Annotated in this window: 20 protein-coding genes; 17 read left to right on the plus strand and 3 right to left on the minus strand. The window is 47.0% G+C overall.

All coding sequences use genetic code 11. From position 1 onward, the window contains the following. Positions 1–75 precede the first annotated feature (75 nt). Positions 76–2,505: a cation-translocating P-type ATPase gene (locus ACLUWI_RS07300; RefSeq protein ID WP_412146774.1), complete on the minus strand. Its 2,430-nt coding sequence runs from the start codon at positions 2,503–2,505 to the stop codon at positions 76–78. A gap of 107 nt (positions 2,506–2,612) precedes the next feature. Here ACLUWI_RS07300 and ACLUWI_RS07305 point away from each other — a divergent pair, with 107 nt between their 5' ends. From ACLUWI_RS07305 to ACLUWI_RS07330, 6 genes are all read left to right on the plus strand, one after another. Beyond that, positions 2,613–3,182, plus strand: a complete 570-nt coding sequence (locus tag ACLUWI_RS07305; protein ID WP_412146775.1) for a PAS domain-containing protein — start codon at positions 2,613–2,615, stop codon at positions 3,180–3,182. 14 nt (positions 3,183–3,196) lie between these two features. After that, positions 3,197–3,922, plus strand: a complete 726-nt coding sequence (locus ACLUWI_RS07310) for a ribonuclease H family protein (protein ID WP_412146776.1) — start codon at positions 3,197–3,199, stop codon at positions 3,920–3,922. Between the two features lie 322 nt (positions 3,923–4,244). Continuing rightward, positions 4,245–4,697: a MarR family winged helix-turn-helix transcriptional regulator gene (locus ACLUWI_RS07315; protein WP_169461414.1), complete on the plus strand. Its 453-nt coding sequence runs from the start codon at positions 4,245–4,247 to the stop codon at positions 4,695–4,697. A 49-nt stretch (positions 4,698–4,746) separates the two neighbouring features. Next, positions 4,747–5,463: a B3/4 domain-containing protein gene (locus tag ACLUWI_RS07320; RefSeq protein WP_412146777.1), complete on the plus strand. Its 717-nt coding sequence runs from the start codon at positions 4,747–4,749 to the stop codon at positions 5,461–5,463. Between the two features lie 10 nt (positions 5,464–5,473). Continuing rightward, on the plus strand, positions 5,474–6,643 hold the full coding sequence (locus ACLUWI_RS07325) for a hydroxymethylglutaryl-CoA synthase (RefSeq protein ID WP_412146788.1): 1,170 nt from the start codon (positions 5,474–5,476) through the stop codon (positions 6,641–6,643). An 83-nt stretch (positions 6,644–6,726) separates the two neighbouring features. Continuing rightward, positions 6,727–7,302, plus strand: coding sequence for a pyridoxamine 5'-phosphate oxidase family protein (locus ACLUWI_RS07330; RefSeq protein ID WP_412146778.1), 576 nt, complete (start codon positions 6,727–6,729; stop codon positions 7,300–7,302). 38 nt (positions 7,303–7,340) lie between these two features. On the opposite strand, the gene lexA is transcribed toward ACLUWI_RS07330, so the two are convergent. Further along, positions 7,341–7,967, minus strand: a complete 627-nt coding sequence (gene lexA, locus ACLUWI_RS07335; protein ID WP_033935046.1) for a transcriptional repressor LexA — start codon at positions 7,965–7,967, stop codon at positions 7,341–7,343. A gap of 166 nt (positions 7,968–8,133) precedes the next feature. On the opposite strand from lexA, the gene ACLUWI_RS07340 reads away from it, so the two are divergent. Continuing rightward, the gene (locus ACLUWI_RS07340; protein WP_412146779.1) at positions 8,134–8,385 is read left to right on the plus strand and encodes a DUF896 domain-containing protein; all 252 of its coding nucleotides are present in this window, start codon (positions 8,134–8,136) and stop codon (positions 8,383–8,385) included. Between the two features lie 90 nt (positions 8,386–8,475). Further along, the gene (locus ACLUWI_RS07345; protein WP_034540131.1) at positions 8,476–8,706 is read left to right on the plus strand and encodes a YneF family protein; all 231 of its coding nucleotides are present in this window, start codon (positions 8,476–8,478) and stop codon (positions 8,704–8,706) included. 134 nt (positions 8,707–8,840) lie between these two features. Here the strand turns inward: ACLUWI_RS07345 and ACLUWI_RS07350 are convergent, their stop codons facing one another. After that, on the minus strand, positions 8,841–9,479 hold the full coding sequence (locus ACLUWI_RS07350) for a lysophospholipid acyltransferase family protein (protein ID WP_412146780.1): 639 nt from the start codon (positions 9,477–9,479) through the stop codon (positions 8,841–8,843). 118 nt (positions 9,480–9,597) lie between these two features. On the opposite strand from ACLUWI_RS07350, the gene ACLUWI_RS07355 reads away from it, so the two are divergent. From ACLUWI_RS07355 to ACLUWI_RS07395, 9 genes are all read left to right on the plus strand, one after another. Continuing rightward, on the plus strand, positions 9,598–10,356 hold the full coding sequence (locus ACLUWI_RS07355) for a tRNA1(Val) (adenine(37)-N6)-methyltransferase (protein WP_412146781.1): 759 nt from the start codon (positions 9,598–9,600) through the stop codon (positions 10,354–10,356). Then, complete coding sequence (locus tag ACLUWI_RS07360; protein ID WP_412146782.1) at positions 10,340–10,621, plus strand: GIY-YIG nuclease family protein; 282 nt, start codon at positions 10,340–10,342, stop codon at positions 10,619–10,621. The genes ACLUWI_RS07355 and ACLUWI_RS07360 overlap by 17 nt, the downstream gene beginning before the upstream one ends. Positions 10,622–10,707: 86 nt before the next feature. Next, the gene (locus ACLUWI_RS07365) at positions 10,708–11,706 is read left to right on the plus strand and encodes a D-2-hydroxyacid dehydrogenase (RefSeq protein WP_412146783.1); all 999 of its coding nucleotides are present in this window, start codon (positions 10,708–10,710) and stop codon (positions 11,704–11,706) included. 199 nt (positions 11,707–11,905) lie between these two features. Further along, positions 11,906–12,904: a D-2-hydroxyacid dehydrogenase gene (locus tag ACLUWI_RS07370; protein ID WP_412146784.1), complete on the plus strand. Its 999-nt coding sequence runs from the start codon at positions 11,906–11,908 to the stop codon at positions 12,902–12,904. 168 nt (positions 12,905–13,072) lie between these two features. Continuing rightward, positions 13,073–13,864 (plus strand): 30S ribosomal protein S2, encoded by a 792-nt coding sequence (gene rpsB, locus ACLUWI_RS07375; protein ID WP_412146785.1) that lies wholly within the window; start codon positions 13,073–13,075, stop codon positions 13,862–13,864. 107 nt (positions 13,865–13,971) lie between these two features. Then, positions 13,972–14,847: a translation elongation factor Ts gene (tsf, locus tag ACLUWI_RS07380; protein ID WP_006499136.1), complete on the plus strand. Its 876-nt coding sequence runs from the start codon at positions 13,972–13,974 to the stop codon at positions 14,845–14,847. Positions 14,848–14,931: 84 nt separating this feature from the next. After that, positions 14,932–15,654: a UMP kinase gene (gene pyrH / locus ACLUWI_RS07385; RefSeq protein WP_006499135.1), complete on the plus strand. Its 723-nt coding sequence runs from the start codon at positions 14,932–14,934 to the stop codon at positions 15,652–15,654. A 3-nt stretch (positions 15,655–15,657) separates the two neighbouring features. Beyond that, positions 15,658–16,221 (plus strand): ribosome recycling factor, encoded by a 564-nt coding sequence (frr, locus tag ACLUWI_RS07390; RefSeq protein WP_412146786.1) that lies wholly within the window; start codon positions 15,658–15,660, stop codon positions 16,219–16,221. 181 nt (positions 16,222–16,402) lie between these two features. Further along, positions 16,403–20,126 (plus strand): mucin-binding protein (locus tag ACLUWI_RS07395; protein ID WP_412146787.1); only part of this gene is annotated, 3,724 nt, incomplete at its 3' end.

The raw sequence follows: 20,126 nt of genomic DNA on the forward strand, positions 1-20,126 counted from the left end.
TGCGGGATCAGTCTTTAATTGTTTGCTGACGTTTAAGAACAGCCGTCAAAATTAGCTGAACCGCTGAAAATGCTGCTAGTTTTGTTTTTGCATACCATGCTTAGGCTTTTGACCAAGGTTGGCGAAAAAGTGCTCGTAAACCAGATCCGTCCAGCGCGTCAGGTGGGTCAGACTGGAATCGCCGGTCAAAGAAAGTACGAAGGCAAATCCCAGAGCAACTGCCGAAACGTGGTCAATGCCAAACAGACTGCCAAACAGCGACGCACAGACTAAAAGACCCATGATGCAGCCATAAAAGATGATGCTGCGGAACTTGTTAAGTGGATGACAGATCTGGTAGAGCACCATGAAGCCGACCGCGGCCAGAATCATGGTTGAGGCCGTTGAGATGTCTTGGCGGCTGAGGCCAAACAAGGCTCCGCAAACCACAATGACGCCAACCGTAAACATATCGGTGATTCCACCAGGCAGGGCCCGGCGCAAAACGTTGGGCAGAAACTTGCCATGGATGCGCTGATGATTGGTTTCCAAGGCCAGCAAGAATGAGGGCGTCCCAATCGTAAACAGGCTGATCAGCGTGATGTGAGAAGGATCGAGCGGGTAGTTGAAGGCAAAGACCAGCGTAAAGATGGATAAAAGCAGTGAAAAGATGTTTTTAACCAAAAACAGACTGGCCGACCGTTCAATATTATTGACGACTTGCCGTCCTTGCGCGACAACCTGCGGCATTTTGGCAAAGTCAGAATCAAGCAGAACCATCTGAGCGGCATTCATGGTGGCCTCGTTGCCTGAAGCCATGGCAATACTGGTATCTGCCCGCTTCATGGCTAAAATGTCATTGACGCCATCGCCGGTCATGGCAACGACTTCACCTTGTTTTTGCAGCGCGGTGACGAACTTTTGCTTTTGATCTGGCGTCACTCGGCCAAAAACCGTGTATCGCTGTAGGGCACTTTCATATTCGCGATCAGTTAAGGCAGCCGCGCTTACACAATTTTGCGCGCCTTCAATCTGCGCCTGTTTGGCTACGCTGGCAACCGTTAATGGATCATCACCCGAGATAACCTTGATCTTGACGCCTTGTTCGGCGAAATAGCGGAAGGTGGCAGGGGCAGTCTTGCGGACGGGATTTCTCAGCAAAACGAATCCTAGTGGGATAACTGGGGCGCTAAGACTAGCTTTGCTCAACTGACCTTGATACTTTCCGAATACCAGGACCCGATAGCCTTGCTTGGCATATGGCTCAAATTCATTGCTAAACATGGCGACACTGTCTCTTAGTACCATTTCTGGGGCGCCTAAGACGTAGCTTTCATTGCCAAAGCCCACGCCCGAGTACTTCCAGGCAGAACTGAACGGCACGATCTGATTAGCTTGGCGGCCGCTGCCTTGCGCAAAGTATTCTTTCATGGCTTTCATCGTTGAGTTGTCGCCAGGCATGACCGCGCAAAAATCACTGATCAGGCTGCGCAGCTGATGGTCGTTGATCGGAGCCTGCTGGGCAATAAAGAAACGCTGAACCTGCATTTGATTTTCGGTGATCGTCCCGGTTTTATCAACGCACAACACCGTAACACGGGCCAGGGTCTCAATGCTTTTCATACTGTGCAGCAAAACCCGCTGCTGTGCCAAGCGCATGGCACTCAAAGCCAGCGCGACGGTTGCTAAAAGGTAGAGCCCTTCAGGAATCATGCCGATCAAGGCTGCTTCCATGGAAACGATGCTTTGCTTAAGCGGGTTGCCATTATGCACGTATGATTCATAAAACAGTGCGGCACCAATTGGAATAATAATGATGCCGACGAATTTGATCAGCCGATTGAGTGATTTGATCATGGCTGATTCTTCGGTCGTATCCATTTTTTGTGCCTTGGCTGTCAGCTTGGCGGCATACGAATCAGCACCGACATGCGTCAAGCGAACCCGTGCCGAACCGGAAACGACAAAGCTGCCTGACATCAGATTGTCGCCGGGATGTTTGGTGATCTCATCAGCTTCCCCAGTCAGCAGCGACTCATTGACGTTGAGCGAACCGGTTAAAAGCTGCGCATCGGCTGGAATCTGCTGACCGGTTTTCAACTCGATGATATCATCCAGCACCAGCTGATCAGTTGGCAGCTGAATCGTTTTGCCATCACGAATTACCGTTGCCTTGGCTGCATTTAGCACTGTCAGCTTTTCCAGCACCTTTTTAGAGCGTAATTCTTGGATAATGCCAATTACGGTGTTGGCAATAATTACGGGTAAAAAGGTCATATCCTTGTATGAATGAACCAGCACCAGTAAGACCGCCAAAACAACGAAAATTAAATTAAAAAAGGTAAACGTATTGCTATAGACAATCTGCCGCGTGGTTTTGAAGGTCGTATTGATGGCGGTGTTGGTCAAGCCAGCCTGGGTGCGCTGCGCCACTTGATCTTTAGTCAAGCCGGTGTCGGGAGCGGCATTGAAGTGCTCAATCTGCTCATCTTTAGTGGTTGCTGATTGTTGATGATGTCTGCGCATCCAATCATCCCTTTCTGCTTTATTTTTAATTTTATTTTAGCATTCTTTGCGATTTGGTACGGTTACCTTTAAGATAAATTAAGAACGATTTTGAGAGGATGGTTGATATGAGCACAGAACCGACTTTTGAACGCGGCGTAATCACGTTTTTAAGCGGCCGGCTGACGCTAAAAGAAGCCGCGGCAATTTTTGCCCACATGCCATATGAATTGGATTACGTTAACAAAAATGATGAATATGTCTGGTATTCGCCCAACCCGTGGCGCGACAACGACCGGCTGCAGAAACGCTTGACGCATTCGGTGCTGGGCTGTCATCCTAAGCCTGTACAGCCACTGGTCAAGCAGGTTTTAAAAGCTTTGCATACCGGTACAAAAGACGTGGTTGAATCGCCACAGGTTATGGGCGGTCATCGCGTGCTGATTCGATATTATGCGATTCGTGATGCTCAAAATCAGTACCTGGGGGCGTTACAGGTTACCGAGGACGTTGAGCGGATCTGCGAGCTTTGTGAAGCCCATGATTTTGAACATGGGATAGTTGATGGTAAAATAATTGATGGCGTATCGGCGGCTTCAATCCATGCCAATCGTTTGCAAAAAGGCGAGCAGCTTGCCGACATCCAGACGCCGGACAAGACGCAGGACGCGGTTTCTGGCGCTTCAGTAGAACAATAGCAGGGGGAATTGATTTGGCTTCAAAAAAGTTTTATGCCGTGCGCCGTGGCAAAAAGCCCGGCATCTACACCAGCTGGCCGGAATGCCAAAAACAGGTTGCTGGCTTTGCTAATGCGCGCTTCAAGGGATTTATGACCAGAGAAGAGGCTTTGGCGTGGCTGCAGCAGCCGGAAAAGAGCAAGCCGCGGGCCGTCAAGCATGCAACACAGACCAGTCTGGATCTATTCGGCGAGGAACAGGGCCCCCGATTTATTCCGACGATTGTTTTTTATACAGATGGCGGTTCACGCAATCATGGCAATCGACGGGGCGATCACGTTCATCAAGACGATCTAGCAGCCTGGGCTTATCTGATTCGGTTTGAGGATGGCTTAAAAATCACCGATTCAGCTGGTGAATTGGGTGCTACCAACAATCGGATGGAGGTCATGGGGCTTTTAAAGTGTCTGCAGCGTCTGCTTGAGTTAAACCTGCAAAACGAGCCGATTGAGGGCATTCTCGACTCGCAATACGTTTTAAATGCGATCAATAAAGGGTGGCTGTACGGTTGGGTACGGCGCGGCTGGAAGACTTCTGGCGGTAAGCCGGTTGCCAATCAAGAACTGTGGGCCGAGGTGAGCGTGCTGCTGCCTAAATTCAAGCAGCTGCGCTTTAAATGGACCAAGGGACATGCCGACAGTCACGGCAACGTTACGGTCGATCAGTTGCTGAATAAAACGATGAATGATTTCAAAGCCTAGGTATCAATAAAATAGAAAACTCGCTTGATTTCGCTGACTGCGAATCAAACGAGCTTTTTAATTATGTATAAATAAAAAAAGCTATCAGATGACGATCCCCCGCAGTTTAAAGAAACGGAATCGCACCAAATAGCTGGTAGTCAAGAAAGAAGTGAATGTCGGCACTCCTTACGATTAATTATATTACTATACTGGATCGAAAATGAAAACCCCTAAATTGAAATTTTATAAGAAAAAACGTGAATATTTTTCACATTTCAGTTTAAAGTTGCAATTACAACCGACAGTCGATATAATATTGATCATGAAAGGAGGCGGGACGGTGATTGATGTATTACGCGAGATGGGAATGGCATCGCGAGCCTTGGATGCCATGGCCAACGCGGAATTTAAAAAAATAGAGCTGGCACGGGGACAGTTCGTATATTTGGTTCGAATCTATGAGCATCCTGGCATTATTGCGCGGGATTTGGCCAAATTAATTTTGATGGATAAAACGACGATTGCCAGAGCGGTTGCCAAATTGGAAAAAAACGGCTTAATCGTGCGACGTTCTGATCCGGCCAATCATCGGATCAAGCGAATGTATGTAACGAAAAAAGGAGCGGAACTATACCCGTTTATTATTCGTGAAAATGAACATTCAAATGAGGTCGCTTTACAAGGCTTTTCGCCCCAGGAAGCTAAGCAGGCTCATGACTATCTGCAGCGGATGCGCCAAAATCTTGAAAAAGACTGGGATTTTGTTAAAGCAGGCGGTCAAAGAAATTATTAACGATATTTAAGAGATAATAGAGACATTAAATGAGTAAAGGAGTTTTATTATGAAACGTGTCGTAGTAGATGAAAGTTTTTGGGAAGTCTTTCCTGATGCAGAGATTGCAATTATGTACGTTGATGGGATTGATAACCATGATACGGATGAGAACAAGGCCGAACGTGCTGAATTATTAAAACAGGCAACCGCGGAATCAGCCAAGTTCACCAAAGAAGAAACTTTCCGTGATAATCCAGTCGTTGCACAGTGGCGTGAAGCCTATGCCAAGTTCCCTAAGCGTAAGGGTGCCCGAGCATCAATTGAGGCACTGCTCAAGCGGGCCAGTCAAGGACACGTTTTTGAACCGATTGAGCCGCTGGTTGACGTCTACAACAGCATCTCGCTGCGCTATGGCGTTCCTGTTGGTATCGAGGATCGTGATAAGATTGCCGGCGATATGCATCTAGGCAAGGCCAAGGGTGGCGAAAGCTTCCAGCCGGTCGGTGCTGACAAGGATGATCCAGCCCGGGAAGGCGAGATTCTCTATTATGACGATGCCGGTGCCGTTTGCCGCAGTTTGAACTGGCGCGATGCACAGCGTACGATGCTGACCAGCGATTCTAAAAACGTGGTCATCGTTATGGAAGCCATTAATGAAGAACAGATTCAGCGGACGCATGCGGCCATGGACGAACTCAAGCAATTGATTGAACACTACTTCGGTCAGACGCCAAGCGAACCGCACTACCTGACTAAAGAAAACCCAGTGGCCGATGTGGATTAGGTAAGTGCAGATGAAGATTGGAATTGATAAGATGGCGTTTGCGACAACGTCAGAATATATTGATTTGACTAAACTGGCTAAAGTGCGCGGTGTCGATCCCAATAAATATCTAATCGGGATTGGTCAAAGCGAGCAGGCAGTTTTACCGCCTACGCAGGATATCGTGACAATGGGAGCTGCTGCTGCCGACAAGCTGCTGGATGAAGATGATCGTGAACGGATTGCTACGGTTATCGTTGCTACAGAATCAGGAATTGACAACTCCAAGGCCAGTGCGATCTATATTAAGCGGCTGCTGAATCTGGATGACTACGTAAGGACCGTTGAAGTTAAGGAAGCCTGCTATTCAGCAACGGCAGCGATTCAGTTTGCCAGAGGTCAGGTCGCGCTGGAACCAGAAAAGGCGGTTTTGGTAATTGCAGCTGACGTAGCGCGTTACGGCTTAAAGACGGCTGGCGAGGTTACGCAGGGTGCTGGAGCGGTTGCCATGCTGATTGCGGCTGAACCAGGGATCTTGGCGATTGAACGGACCAGCGTTGCTTATTCGCAAGACGTGATGGACTTTTGGCGGCCGCTTTATGCTACTGAAGCCATGGTTGATGGCAAGTATTCGACCAACGTCTACATTGACTTTTTCAAGCACACACTGAATCGCTATGAAAAATTAACGGATCGCAAGCTGGATGATTTTGGGGCAATCGCTTTTCATCTGCCATTTACCAAGATGGGCAAAAAAGCTTTGGAAGCTGTCTTGGGTGAACGGGATGATCAAACGGCCTGGCGCCTGCGTAAAGCATTGTTGGCCAGCCAAAACTACAGCCGCCGGGTTGGCAATCTCTATACCGGGTCGCTTTATCTAGGCCTGATGTCGCTTTTGCAAAATGATTCTGAGCTAAAGCCTGGTCAGCGCATTGGCCTGTTCAGCTATGGATCGGGCGCGGAAGGCGAGTTTTACAGCGGAATTCTGCAGCCGGGATATCAAGAACGGCTCAGCAACGTAGCCGGTGATCTCAGTGAACGCCAGCTGATTTCGATCGCAGCCTATGAGCAGCAGTTCAACGACCAGCTGGGGATGAATAAAGAAGACGTTGAATACGACATCAGCGCGGATCCGGCTCGTTTCGTCTTAGCCGGCCAAAAAAATCATCAGCGTCAATACGTGGACAAGCACCAGCTGTAAAGTTTTTAAGCTGACTGAGATTGTAATTTAAGCTTAGCCTGTTTATAATTTATTAAAAAATGATTATAAAAGAGGCGGCTTTGATGAGAGATGATATTTATTTTGACCCCAATACGGTTGAATGGGTAATGACACATTGTAATGTTGCCCAAATCGGCGTACAGGATGGTGATTCGGTTTATATCGTACCGGTTCACTTCGGTTTTGAATTGGATGAGCACCAGCATTTTTGCCTTTACTTTCATGGCAATGACGCAGGCAAGCGGGCGCGCTTAATGAAGGCTGATCCGCATGTTGGCGTAGAGATGTGCAGTGATTATCAGCTACTTCCGGCAGCGCGGGACTGCCTTTTCAGTGCCAGTTTCCATAGCGTAATTGGCAAGGGGACGGTTAAAGAATTGACGGCAGCTGAAGACAAAGTACACGCACTGACCGTAATGATGCACCATTACGTGGCACGTATGCCACATCCGTTAACCGCAGCGATGGTTGACCAGGTTCATGTTTGGCGCGTGGATCTGGATGAGGTTGCCTGCAAGGTGAAAAATCCTGACGAAAACGACCAGCAGATCTTAAAGGAGTTTGGGCATCAAGTTGACGTTCCCGATGCGGTCAGTTCCAGCAGTCAAAAAGCTGATGAAAAAGAGCCGACAGATTAGCAAAACAAAAAAGAGGTGGGAATTGCCCCATCTCTTTTTTAGTAGATGCTGTCGCGGAAAAGCCCGACGACTTTACCTAAAATGGTTACCTGATCCAGAATAATCGGTGCCATCGTGTCGTTTTCCGGTTGTAGGCGATAATGACCGTTTTCCTTGAAGAAACGCTTGCAGGTCGCCTCGTTGTCATCATTCATGGCAATGACGATGTCGCCGTTTTTAGCGGTATCCTGCTTCCGAACAATGACTTTATCGCCGTTTAAGATGCCCATGTTGACCATGGAATTGCCTTGGATCTGCAGCATGAACAGGTCGTTATGGTCCGGGATCGAAGGCGGGATTGGGAAATAATCCGTTGCATCTTCAACCGCGAGAATCGGCTCACCGGCAGCTACGATCCCTAATAATGGAATCTTTTCCTGCTTTGGCGCAATTCCTAAGACGTCCATGCCGGCGGGCGTAATCTCTAGGGCACGCGGCTTGGAAGGGTCCTTTTGCAGATAGCCCTTCTTAATAAGCCGATTGATATGCCCGTGAACGGTAGATGTAGATGAAAGGCCGACAGCTTTACAGATTTCGCGAACGGTTGGCGGATAGCCGTGAGTGGCGACCTGTTGATGAATGTAGCTGAGAACGGCCATTTGCTTGCTGGCTGCTGTTTTTACCATGTTGCCACCTCATTTTCAGATTTAGAGCAATTATATCATACTTGCCAAGCATTTTCAAACATACGTTCGTTGAAACTTAACGACACGGATTGCTTGCTAAATAATGCGGCGTTCGCTACACTAAATAACGTAAAAATCACTGTTTCAGGCAGAGGGGAAGAAAATTATGGCTGATTCAAAAGCACAAGAAAAGCTGCTCAAACGAATTAATGAGCTGGCACATAAAAACAAAACAGAAGGACTGACCGTGGCTGAAAAAGCTGAACGCAAACAGCTGCGTGATCAATATTTGAAGAATTTCCGGGAAGCTTTTCGCTCAAACATTGAAATGATGCGGGTCTTTGACAAAAACGGCAAAGAGGTCACGCCGGAAAAAGTTCGGCAGATTCAACGCAAAAAAGGGCTGCGTGACGACTGATTCAATGATTAATTCATCGAATGCGTCTTTTATTTGACGCCGATATCGTGTAACATTAGTATCGTTATCTAAAATAAGGGGGAAACATCCATGAGTACTGGGCTTAGTATCATGTTGATCATCCTGGCACTGCTGGTTGGCCTTTTGGTTGGCTTCTTTGGTGCTCGGAAATACATGGAAAACTACCTGCGTAACAATCCGCCGATTTCTGAAGATATGCTGCGGACGATGATGATGCAAATGGGCCAAAAACCTTCAGATCGCAAACTGCACCAAATGATGCAAGCGATGAAGGCTCAAGCGCGCAAGGCAGGTAAATAGCAATTAAAAAGGACCGGTGCACTGCATCGATCCTTTTTGATTAGTATTGACAAAAATCCTGGTCAGTCTGACTGATTTTTAGTGGCCAGCTGTCAGGCTAAAGCCAGGACTTAATTTAAAATTAATAAGCCCGATTAAAAATCGTCGTCTTTTGGTTTTTCGGGCATGTAGTAGTGGTAATTGGGATCAAGCTCGTTATCCAGCTGATCGAATGCGATCTGCATCTGGCGTTCCAGTTCCTGTTGATTCTCATCGGTTAGGCGCAGCTTGCGGTCAATATAGATGGGCTCGCCGAAATTGATCTTGCGTTTTTGTCGTTTGAAGATGCTGCTTAGTTTCAACGGTCCCTGGTAGACGGCTGGCACCAGCGGCACGTTGGCCATTTTAGCAATGATCAGCGCGCCGCCTTTGATTTTGCTGGAATAGCGCGAGCCGGTCGGAAAGATGATGGTTGAGCGATCGCCGTTTCTAAGCAGTTTGACCGGTGTTTTAATAGCGGAAGGGCCTGGATTTTTGCGATTGACGGGGAAAGCTCCCAGCTTGCGCAGAAACCAGTTGGCAAACCGGCCTTTGAAAAGCTCTTCTTTAGCCATGAACGTAAATTTCTTAGGGTAGACGGCCAGAGCCAATAGAACCGGGTCCATCCAGGTACGGTGCGGTGCGACGATAATATAGTTGCCCTCAGGAAGGCGATCTTTATGTTCAATCTGAGGCCGACCATTAAACAGCGTTAACAGCGGATTGACCAGATGAACCAAGAAATCATAGAGCATTTAAACAACTCCCAATTTTTAAAGTAATTTTATATATTTAGTATGACGAACCATACTCAAACATGCAAGCAAACATATATAACTACAGCAAATTATTAGCAATTAAGTGAGGAAAAATATGACAACCGTTCAGCTTAAACCAAACGAGCGTATCGATCAGCTCAGCGCGCAAGGAGTACAAATCATTCAATCCAGTGAAGTTTTTGCTTTTTCGTTAGATGCCGTGCTGCTGGCTGATTTTGTGCGGCCAAATCGGCGTCAAAAAACCAAAATCGTGGATCTGTGTGCTGGGAATGGCGCGATCGGTCTGTTTTTGCATCATAAGCTGGGCGGGCATTTTTATGAGATCGAGCTGCAGGAACGGCTGGCTGATATGGCTCAGCGATCAGTGGCCTTAAATGATCTGACGGCCCGCTATGACGTGGTCAATGACGATGTTGCCAACGTTTACCAGTACGTAGCTAAAGACCATGCCGATGTGGTTGTCTGCAACCCGCCGTATTTTAAGAACGCGCCAGCCAGTCAGAAAAATCCCAACCGCTATCTGGCAATTGCCCGCCACGAATTAACGATTAATCTGGCAATGGTCTGTGATCGCATGAGTGGCCTTTTGAAAATGAATGGGCGCGGCTATCTGGTACATCGGCCAGATCGGCTGCCGGAAATTCTGGCTACGATGACGACCCATCGCTTGGCGCCGAAAAGAATCAAGTTTATCTATCCCAAACCGGGGATGGAAGCCAATATGGTGCTGATCGAGGCGATTAAAGACGGTAAGCCAAATGGGACGCGCATTATGCCGCCATTGATCGTAGCGGGTGAAGATGGTGAGTATGGACCGGAAGTGCAGGCGATGTTTAATGGTCAAAACGTCTGAGCGGCATTATTATTTTTACGTGCTCTATTGCGCGGACCAAACACTGTATGGCGGCTACTCCACGGATGTCTGGCGGCGTTTGGCAATGCATCAATCCGGCAAGGGAGCCAAGTATACCCGACCACAGAAACGCCGTCCGCTCAAGCTTTTGTATTATGAAGAATTTGATAACCAGCATGATGCGCTGAGTGCGGAATGGCATTTTAAACATCAGTCGCGCGCTAAGAAAATTGCCTACTTGCGAGCACACGATATTAAAATTTGATTAAAAAATCTTCCATTCAATTAAATCTGTCTGTATAATCTTTTTTGGAGATAAAGATTTGTTTATGTAGTGGAGGAATTTGAGATATGAAGATTATTGCGTACGGGATTCGTGAAGATGAACGTCCTTATGTTAAAAACTGGCAATGGGCCAATCCAGACGTTGAGCTGATCTGTACGGACAAGCTGCTGGATGTTGAGTCAGCTGAATTGGCCGCGGGCTGCGATGGTGTGGTTGCCTACCAGCAGAAAAGCTACTCGGCTGACCTATTAAAACGGCTGCATGAAATGAATATTCACAACCTTTCTTTGCGTAACGTTGGCGTTGACAACATCGATGCTGAAGCGGCAGTCAAGTATGGTTTTAAGATTACCAACGTGCCGGTCTACTCGCCAGCTGCCATTGCTGAATTTGGCGTCACGCAGCTGCTGAACCTATTGCGGCGAACTAAGGAATTTCAGAATAAGTTTGCCAAACGCGACTATCGTTGGGCGCCAAATATTGGTAAGGAACTTAATCAGCAGACGGTCGGCATTGTCGGGGCTGGGCACATCGGCCGCGTTATGGCGCATATCTGCCGAGGATTTGGCGCACGCGTCATGGTCTACAATCACCGTCCTAAGCCAGATTTGGTTAAGGCCGGTGTATTTACGGATTCTTTGGATGAGCTATACAAAGAATCTACGGTGATTTCGTTGCACGTGCCAGCTGTCAAATCAACATACCATATGCTCAATCGGGATTCTTTTGCCAAAATGCAAAAGGGTGTTTTGATTATTAATATGTCGCGCGGCTCTTTAATCGATGAGCAGGATCTGATTGAAGCGCTCGACAGCGGCCAGGTTGGCGGGGCGGCCTTAGATGTTTTGGAGGATGAAACCAAGATTTTTAACAAGAATATGGCCAACCAACCATCCAATTATCCAGCGTTTGATAATCTTGAATCGCGCGAGAACGTTTTGATTACACCGCATACAGCATTTTATACGGATGAGGCCGTGCGCAATATGGTCGAACAGAGTCTGGATGCCAGTCGCGAACTGATCTTGACGGGAGCCAGCGACAAACTGGTTAAACTAGGATAATAATTTTGACACGATGTTTTGCAGACATCGTGTTTTTTTGAACGCTAAATTAGATTTTTAGAAGCGTTTTCGCGCTGAGTTGGTTTCTTTTAAAGAGCTTTCATAAACAAAAATAGCTAAAATTGTTAAATTATTAACTTTTGGGTTATACTGGAAACAACGATGAAAAACAACTAAGCCAATCGGAGGTATGAAATCAATGAAGATCTTAGCTTATGGTATTCGTGAAGATGAAAAACCTTTCGTTAAGGAATGGGAACAAGAAAACCCAGAAGTTGACGTTGAAATCACCGACAAGCTGTTGGATGAAGAAACGGTCGCAATGGCAAAAGGATTTGATGGGGTAGTTGTTTACCAGCAAAAGCCATATACCGATGCGGTTTTTGAAAAGCTGAACGCTTATGGCATTCATAATGTTTCACTGCGTAATGTTGGGGTTGACAACATGAATCCAGCTACGGTTAAGAAGTATGGGTTTAAGGTTACCAACGTGCCAGTATATTCACCAGCCGCCATCGCTGAATTTTCTGTTACGCAATTGATGAATCTGTTGCGGCGGACCAAGGAATACTTCCATAAATTTGAACGCGGCGACTTCCGCTGGGCACCTCAAATTTCTCAAGAACTGAACCAGCAGACGGTCGGCGTTATCGGTACTGGTCACATTGGCCGGGTTGCGATCGATATCTACAAGGGCTTTGGCGCCAAGGTGATCGCCTATGACGTTTATCACAACCCCGAACTTGAAAAAGAAGGACTCTATGTTGATACTTTGGATGAACTCTATGCCAAGGCGACGGTGGTTACGCTGCACATTCCGTTGTTCCCATCAACTGAGCATATGCTGAACCAAGAAGCTTTTGATAAGATGCGTGATGGCGTCTTTATCGTTAATGCGTCTCGTGGCCCGCTGATTGACGAGCAGGCATTGATCAATGCGCTTGACTCTGGCAAGGTTGCCGGGGCAGCATTGGATGTTTTGGAAGACGAAACCAAAGTCTTTAACCACAATATGGTAGGCAAGAACATGTCCTATCCAGAATTTTGGAATCTCAACTCGCGTGAAAACGTTCTGATTTCGCCACACACGGCTTTCTACACCAATATTGCTGTCAAGAACATGGTTAAATTCAGTCTGTCAGCCAACAAGGACCTGATTGAAACCGGGACCTCTGACAAGCTGGTCAAGTTTGACTAATTCAAATAATTGAAGAAAAAAAGGCTTGCGGTGGCAGGCCTTTTTTTGTATACTATCAGTCGGTGCTAAATGCCCAATTCACACCTGGCGGGATGTCAGAGGAAGTGCCAACTGGTGCCCCTGACAGATGAACGGCAGGGAGGAAAAAACTATTTGGAGGTATGATTCATGTCTGTTGTTAGCATGAAGCAATTGCTTGAAGCCGGTGTCCACTTTGGTCACCAAACTCGTCGTTGGAACCCTAAGATGAAGCCATTCATCTTTACGGAACGCAACGGTATCTACATTATCGATCTGCAAAAGACGGTTAAGATGATCGACACGGCCTACGACTACATGAAGGACGTTGCTGCTAAGGGTGGCGTTGTTCTGTTCGTTGGTACGAAGAAGCAAGCACAAGACTCTGTTGAAGAAGAAGCTGTGCGTGCAGGTCAATACTACGTCAACCACCGTTGGCTGGGTGGTACCCTGACCAACTGGAAGACGATCCAATCTCGGATTGCTCGCCTGAAGGAATTGAAGAAGATGAGCGAAGATGGTACGTTTGACGTACTGCCAAAGAAGGAAGTTTCCGTGCTGACTAAGCAACGCGAAAAGCTGGAACGTTTCTTGGGCGGTATTGAAGACATGCCACGCATCCCAGACGTTTTGTACATTGTGGACCCACACAAGGAACAAATCGCTGTTAAGGAAGCTCAAAAGCTGCACATTCCAATCGTTGCCATGGTTGACACCAACACTGATCCTGACGATGTTGATGTTATCATCCCATCCAACGATGATGCTATTCGTGCCGTTCGTCTGATCACGGCTAAGATGGCAGATGCTGTCATCGAAGGCAAGCAAGGCCAAGACGATGCCAAGCAAGCTGAAGAAGCCGTTGAAGCTGCCGACGAACCAAAGGAAGTTTCTTCAGACGATCTGCAAAATCTGAAGAACAGCGTTGAAGGCAACAACTAACCAAATTAGTTAACGCTTGGGCTGTTTTGCAGTTTGGACCATTTTGGCCTAAGCGCAAAACAGCCTTTTTTATTAAAAAACATCTATTTTTAAGGAGAGACGTACTCATGGCTGAAATCAAAGCTAAGCAAGTAATGGAACTGCGGAAAAAGTCCGGTGCCGGAATCATGGACGCTAAAAAGGCCCTGGTTGCCAGTGATGGCGACATGGACAAGGCAATGGACTGGCTGCGTGAAAAGGGGATTGCCAAGGCTGCCAAGAAGAGCGACCGTATCGCTGCTGAAGGTCTGACCAACATTGCGGTTGATGGCAATACGGCAGTTATCGTTGAATTGAACTCAGAAACGGACTTTGTGGCTGCTTCTGACCCATTCAAGGAATCACTGGCTGACGTTACCAAGGTGTTGCTGGAAAACAAGCCAGCTGACCTGGACGCTGCTTTGGCTTCCAAGACGGCTAACGGTACGCTGAACGATGACCTGATCTCCACGACTCAAAAGACTGGTGAAAAGGTTTCTCTGCGTCGTTTCGCCTTTGTTAACAAGGAAGACGGCGACAACTTTGGTGTTTACCTGCACCAAGGCGGTCGAATTGCTGCGCTGGTCGTTTTGCAAGGCGCTGACGAAGAAACGGCTAAGGACGTTGCAATGCACGTTGCTGCCGTTAACCCAGAATTCATGACTCGTGAAGAAGTTCCAGCTGATCGTCTGGCTCACGAACGCGAAGTCTTCAAGGAAGAAACGCTGAACGAAGGCAAGCCTGAAAAGATCGTCGACAAGATCGTTGAAGGCCGTCTTAACAAGTTCCTGTCCCAAATCTGCCTGGCAGACCAAGACTTTGTCAAGGATCCAGACGTTACGGTTGCTGAATACGTTGAATCCAAGGGTGGCAAGCTGAAGAGCTTCATCCGCTACGAAGTCGGTGAAGGTATCGAAAAGAAGCAAAGCGACCTGGCTGCTGAAGTCAAGGAACAACTGAAGTAATTCGTTAATTGACGAAATGCGCACTGGTCGATGACATCGGTGCGCTTTTTTTGCAAAATCATGCATAGCAGGAAGGAATTTCAAATGTCTAAAGTAAAATACAACCGGATCGTTTTGAAGCTCAGTGGTGAAGCTTTAGCGGGCGAAAAAGGCTTTGGTATCAATCCACCGGTAATCAAGAAGATCGCTGAAGAAATCAAGCAGGTCTGCGATTTGGGCGTTCAAGTCTGCATCGTCTGCGGCGGTGGCAATATGTGGCGCGGCGTTACGGGCGAACAAATGGGAATGGAACGCGCTCAGGCTGACTACATCGGCATGTTGGGCACGATCATGAATGGTCTGTCGCTACAGGATGCTCTGGAGTCAGTCGGCGTGCCAACCCGCGTTCAAACGGCGATTGAAATGCGGCAGATCGCTGAACCATACATTCGTCGCAAGGCCATTCGTCACCTGGAAAAGGGTCGCGTCGTAATCTTCTCTGCCGGTACGGGCTCGCCATACTTCTCGACTGATACGACGGCGGCATTGCGGGCTGCCGAAATGGATGCCGATGCGATCTTGATGGCTAAGAATGGCGTTGACGGCGTCTACTCTGCTGATCCAAATAAGGTTAAGGATGCCGTTAAGTTTGATCATCTGACGCACATGGACATTTTGGATAAACACCTGCAAGTGATGGACTCCACTGCCAGCTCGCTGTCAATGGACAATCACATTCCATTGGTAGTCTTCAATCTAAACACGCCTGGCAACATTGTCCGTGTTGTTAAAGGCGAAGAGATTGGAACCACGATTGAGGGGGAATAAATAATGGCTGAAGGTAAACAAATCCTAGCAGAAGCTAAAGAAAAAATGAGCAAGTCCGGCGATGCACTGCGGCGGTCTTTGGCTGACATTCGAGCCGGTCGTGCTAATGCCAGTCTGCTCAACTCAGTGAAGGTTGAGTACTATGGTGTGCCAACACCTTTGAACCAAGTAGCCGGAATTACGGTTCCAGAAGCTCGCCAGCTACTGATCTCGCCATATGATGAAAGTCTGCTTGGTGAGATCGAAAAGGCAATCTATGCTTCCAACCTGGGCTTGACACCGCAAAACGATGGCTCGGCAATTCGGCTGGTAATTCCACAGCTGACGGAAGAACGGCGTAAGGAACTGGTCAAGCAGGTCAAGGCGGAACTGGAAAAGGCCAAGGTTGCGGTTCGTAACGTGCGGCGCGAAGCCATGGACGACTTGAAGAAGGGCAACAAGAACGGCGACTTTAACGATGACGAATTCCACAAGCTGGAAGACAAGGTTCAAAAAGAAACCGATGAAGGAATCAAGAACCTGGAAAAGATTGCCGATGAAAAAGAAAAGGAACTGATGGAAGGCTAATTCTGTCAATAGGTTTGATTGAGGGAAATGGTTGCGTTAAGCGATCATTTCCTTTTTTTGTTCAATTGGTATATTTATAAAATGTTGATAATCATCATAAAAATGAAATTAAATGTATACATAGTTACCAATAAGATATATTCTCTATGTTGAAGTTTTGTTTAATGGAGGCATTAGCAAAATGAGGGAGAGATATCAAATTGGGAAGAAATTTATAACTGATGAAATTTGCCGAATTAAGCTGTATAAGGCTGGCAAACATTGGGTAAGCGCACAATCCAAAATACTTAGTATCTTGAATCATGGCATCCTGGTCAAAGGAATGATTGGAGTAGCTGGCGCACTGTTGATGGGCAGTGTTTCAACTATGCCGGCCGCTGCCGATAGCATAGCCGTTAGCCAGTCTTCAACACCAACGGCTGCGGTTGTAGAAACCAGCAGCAGTCAAGCAGCATCGGGAGCAACACAAAACGTTTCGCTAAAATCAGCAACATCGATACCCGTGGATGAATCTTCAGCAGTCGCACCATCTGAAATGACATCCAATGAGTCGCAATCGGCTGAAAATACGGATCAGCTCGTTAATGAGAAAGAATCATTATCCAGTTCGACGATTATACAAACGTTAGCGATTAATTCCGCAGATGCACCAGCAAGTTCAGCGCCTGGCAGCACAGGAAATGCTGCCGATACGACAAGTAATGCTGGAAGTTCGACTGACGGTAATTCATCGTCTGCAACAGTCCAGCAGATTGCTGATGATGATCCAATGAATCACACATCGCTTCAGCTGACGCTTCACTACAAAAAAGCTGGTCAAGATGATTATTTTATGCCCGATACGGTGATTACTACCAAATATAAGCGGACGACAACTTATAATTCGGAAACAAAGGAATACACCGCCACGCCGTTCGTGCTTGATTCAATTACGCAGACGGGCACTAAGATTGAAGGCTTGGAAACGCCAACTGAATCTACCAAAAACGTGCCGGCTGGATGGCAGTATTTTGTCTACTTTATCCCGTATGTCAAAGTCGATGGCTGGAGTCCTATGAATAGCGGTAATGTTTCTTCAGGAGTAAGCTACACAGATTCTATTTCTCTAAAAGCTGGTCAGTCACCTACTAAGGTTGCAAGCAGAGAATTAACGGTTACATATTATTCAACAACGCATATCATATATATTGATACTACTGGTAAGACAATCAAAACTGATACGATTTTTGGCCAAGTCGGGGAGACGCAAACGATTAGCAGCACGGTGCCAGCTGGCTGGAAAATGACAACACCACAGCAGATTCCAACTAGCATAACGTTTGGTAGCGAGATTATCCCAGATACGATAATTAAAATTGAGCATGATCACGTTACCGTAACGCATGATAATCCGCAGACTGCTGGGACGCAGATTCCAAATGGTGCGACAACCGCGAAATTTAAAGGCGTTGATCAAAGCAATCTGAATAAGACGGTAACGCGGACGGTAACGATCACCAATCCCGGCGGTACAGCTAAGACTACGAAACAGACCTTTACGTCGACACGAGACGCGGTCGTTGATATGGTTGATGGTTCCGTTGTTTACGGTGATTGGACTAAGGGCCAGTGGGACGCCGTTGACATACCCGCAATTGAACACTATACGGCCAGTCAGACCAATGTCCCTGCTCAAACCGTTGATGGCTCAACAGCGAATGCCACGGTTAATATAACCTACAAGTTGAATACCGAAACCGTTACGGTACAGTGGGTTGATGATACCGAAAATGGCAAGGTTGTTTATTCGACCAACGTTTCCTTACAGCCTGGTAAAACCAAAAACGTTTGGATTTTCGGCTTGGACGATAACGGTCGCGCATCAACGGACGCCGTTGCTTTAAGCAGCATGTACAATCTCGTTGGCGTTTTGGATGCAAACGTGCTGAAACTTTATAAAGGAAAATACTATGATGTCGTTACGCTGACAATGCCGGCTATTGACAGTTGGATTGATGGTAACACCTACACGATACATTTAACGCACAAGATTAGTAAGACTGATGGCTACTCATCCCCGACTAAAGTTGCCTTGCGGACGACCAATTCAGAACGCTACCCTAATCTGATGTACACCGATGACGCGGCTTGGGACAAGACACATAGAACTGTTAAGCGGACGATTATTCTACATAAGCCAACTGGGGATGAAACAATTGAACAAACCGTTAGTTTTAGCCGTCAAGCCCAATACGACATGGTAACCGGTGAGTTTAAGGGGTATACGGATTGGTATTCTAAAAATAATTCGCTAATCAAATATAGCGTACCTACAGTTTCAGGCTATAAAGCCTATTCTGATGATGGAAAGCCGATTCAGACGATTGATGAAGAGAGTGTTAATGCCGATTCGCCATCATCAACGGTCGAGATATTCTATCGGTCAGAAACCATTACAGTGCAATGGATTGATAAAGATGAAGAGGGTAAAATCATTTATTCAACGTCAGTCGTGGGCAATCCGGGTGAAAATAGTACGTCAGTTTATGTTTATGGATTAGATGATCAGGGTAAAGCCTCTGAAGATGCAATATATCTTCAGCAATACTATGAGCTGGACAGCGTATCAGATTCAAGTGTGTTGACTGATTGGATTGCGGGGGAAGGTTATTTCAATGCCTTTAAAGTTGCTTTTCCAACTCAGTCAATTAACGGGAACACTTACACAGTTTATTTGAAACATAAAGTTGCATCTTTTAACGGGCCAGAGGATCCAACAAAAGACCCAACGAAAATTGCTTTACGGACGACTAATTCAGAACGCTACCCTAATCTGATGTACACTGATGACGCAGCCTGGAACAAATTGCATAAAGACGTTACCCGGACAATTACGGTAGTTAAGCCCGATGGTTCGCAGTCAACTACGACACAAAAACTGACTTTCAGCCGTCAAGCTCAATACGATATGGTAACTGGCGAATTTAAGGGTTACACGGATTGGAAGGAAGGCACGCAGACGTTCGCGGCCTACACGCCAAGCGCGATTGCGGGTTATACGGCCGAAACGGCGCCAACGGCAACAGTGACGAGCGATTCTGACAACTCAACGGTTACTCTGCACTACACGGCTGATCCACAAACGGCCAAGATCGTTTATGTCGATGAAAATGGCAATACGGTCAAGACTGACACGGTTAATGGCGTTACCGATCAAACCGTTGACACAAATAGCACCGTACCAACGGGCTGGAAACTGGTTGACGGTCAGACGATTCCGACAACGATCAAGCTGGGCGTCAACACACCAGATACCAAGATTATCGTTGAACATGATCACGTAACGATTACGCCCGACAATCCACAAACTGATGGCACTGATATTCCTAACGGAGTGGCTAAGTTCAAGGGCGTTAGCGATAGTGATTTGGATCAAACGATCACACGGACGATTACGATCAATGACCCACATGAAGGCGTTAAGACAATTACCCAGACGGCCAAGATCTATCGAAACGCCACGGTTGATATGGTTGACGGTTCGGTTGTCTACGGTGATTGGTCAACGGCGCAGTGGCCGGAATATCCCGCGCCAACCATTGATGGCTACACGCCGAGCCAAGCCACGGTTGAAGCCAAAGCAGTTGCCAATGGTGACAAAGACGATGCAGTTACGATCAACTACACCGCTGACAAGCAAACGGCCAAGATTGTTTACGTTGACAAAAACGATAATCCGGTCAAGACGGATACGGTTAATGGCGTTACCGATCAAACCGTTGATACCAACAGTACCGTGCCAACGGGTTGGAAACTGGTTGATGGTCAAACGATTCCAACAACGATCAAGCTGGGGGTTGCTACGCCAGACACGATTGTTAAAGTCGAACACGATCATGTTTCAGTCAGTCACGACAATCCGCAGA

Source organism: Limosilactobacillus mucosae (assembly GCF_046939755.1).
Lineage (GTDB): Bacteria > Bacillota > Bacilli > Lactobacillales > Lactobacillaceae > Limosilactobacillus > Limosilactobacillus mucosae_A.

Coding starts and splice junctions, on each gene's coding strand:
- ACLUWI_RS07360 (WP_412146782.1), top strand. CDS start 10,340: ATGGTCAAAACGTCTGAGCGGCATTATTATTTTTACGTGCTCTATTGC.
- ACLUWI_RS07325 (WP_412146788.1), top strand. CDS start 5,474: ATGAAGATTGGAATTGATAAGATGGCGTTTGCGACAACGTCAGAATAT.
- lexA (WP_033935046.1), bottom strand. CDS start 7,967: ATGGTAAAAACAGCAGCCAGCAAGCAAATGGCCGTTCTCAGCTACATT.
- ACLUWI_RS07320 (WP_412146777.1), top strand. CDS start 4,747: ATGAAACGTGTCGTAGTAGATGAAAGTTTTTGGGAAGTCTTTCCTGAT.
- pyrH (WP_006499135.1), top strand. CDS start 14,932: ATGTCTAAAGTAAAATACAACCGGATCGTTTTGAAGCTCAGTGGTGAA.
- ACLUWI_RS07300 (WP_412146774.1), bottom strand. CDS start 2,505: ATGCGCAGACATCATCAACAATCAGCAACCACTAAAGATGAGCAGATT.
- rpsB (WP_412146785.1), top strand. CDS start 13,073: ATGTCTGTTGTTAGCATGAAGCAATTGCTTGAAGCCGGTGTCCACTTT.
- ACLUWI_RS07365 (WP_412146783.1), top strand. CDS start 10,708: ATGAAGATTATTGCGTACGGGATTCGTGAAGATGAACGTCCTTATGTT.
- ACLUWI_RS07330 (WP_412146778.1), top strand. CDS start 6,727: ATGAGAGATGATATTTATTTTGACCCCAATACGGTTGAATGGGTAATG.
- tsf (WP_006499136.1), top strand. CDS start 13,972: ATGGCTGAAATCAAAGCTAAGCAAGTAATGGAACTGCGGAAAAAGTCC.
- ACLUWI_RS07345 (WP_034540131.1), top strand. CDS start 8,476: ATGAGTACTGGGCTTAGTATCATGTTGATCATCCTGGCACTGCTGGTT.
- ACLUWI_RS07350 (WP_412146780.1), bottom strand. CDS start 9,479: ATGCTCTATGATTTCTTGGTTCATCTGGTCAATCCGCTGTTAACGCTG.
- ACLUWI_RS07305 (WP_412146775.1), top strand. CDS start 2,613: ATGAGCACAGAACCGACTTTTGAACGCGGCGTAATCACGTTTTTAAGC.
- ACLUWI_RS07370 (WP_412146784.1), top strand. CDS start 11,906: ATGAAGATCTTAGCTTATGGTATTCGTGAAGATGAAAAACCTTTCGTT.
- frr (WP_412146786.1), top strand. CDS start 15,658: ATGGCTGAAGGTAAACAAATCCTAGCAGAAGCTAAAGAAAAAATGAGC.
- ACLUWI_RS07355 (WP_412146781.1), top strand. CDS start 9,598: ATGACAACCGTTCAGCTTAAACCAAACGAGCGTATCGATCAGCTCAGC.
- ACLUWI_RS07340 (WP_412146779.1), top strand. CDS start 8,134: ATGGCTGATTCAAAAGCACAAGAAAAGCTGCTCAAACGAATTAATGAG.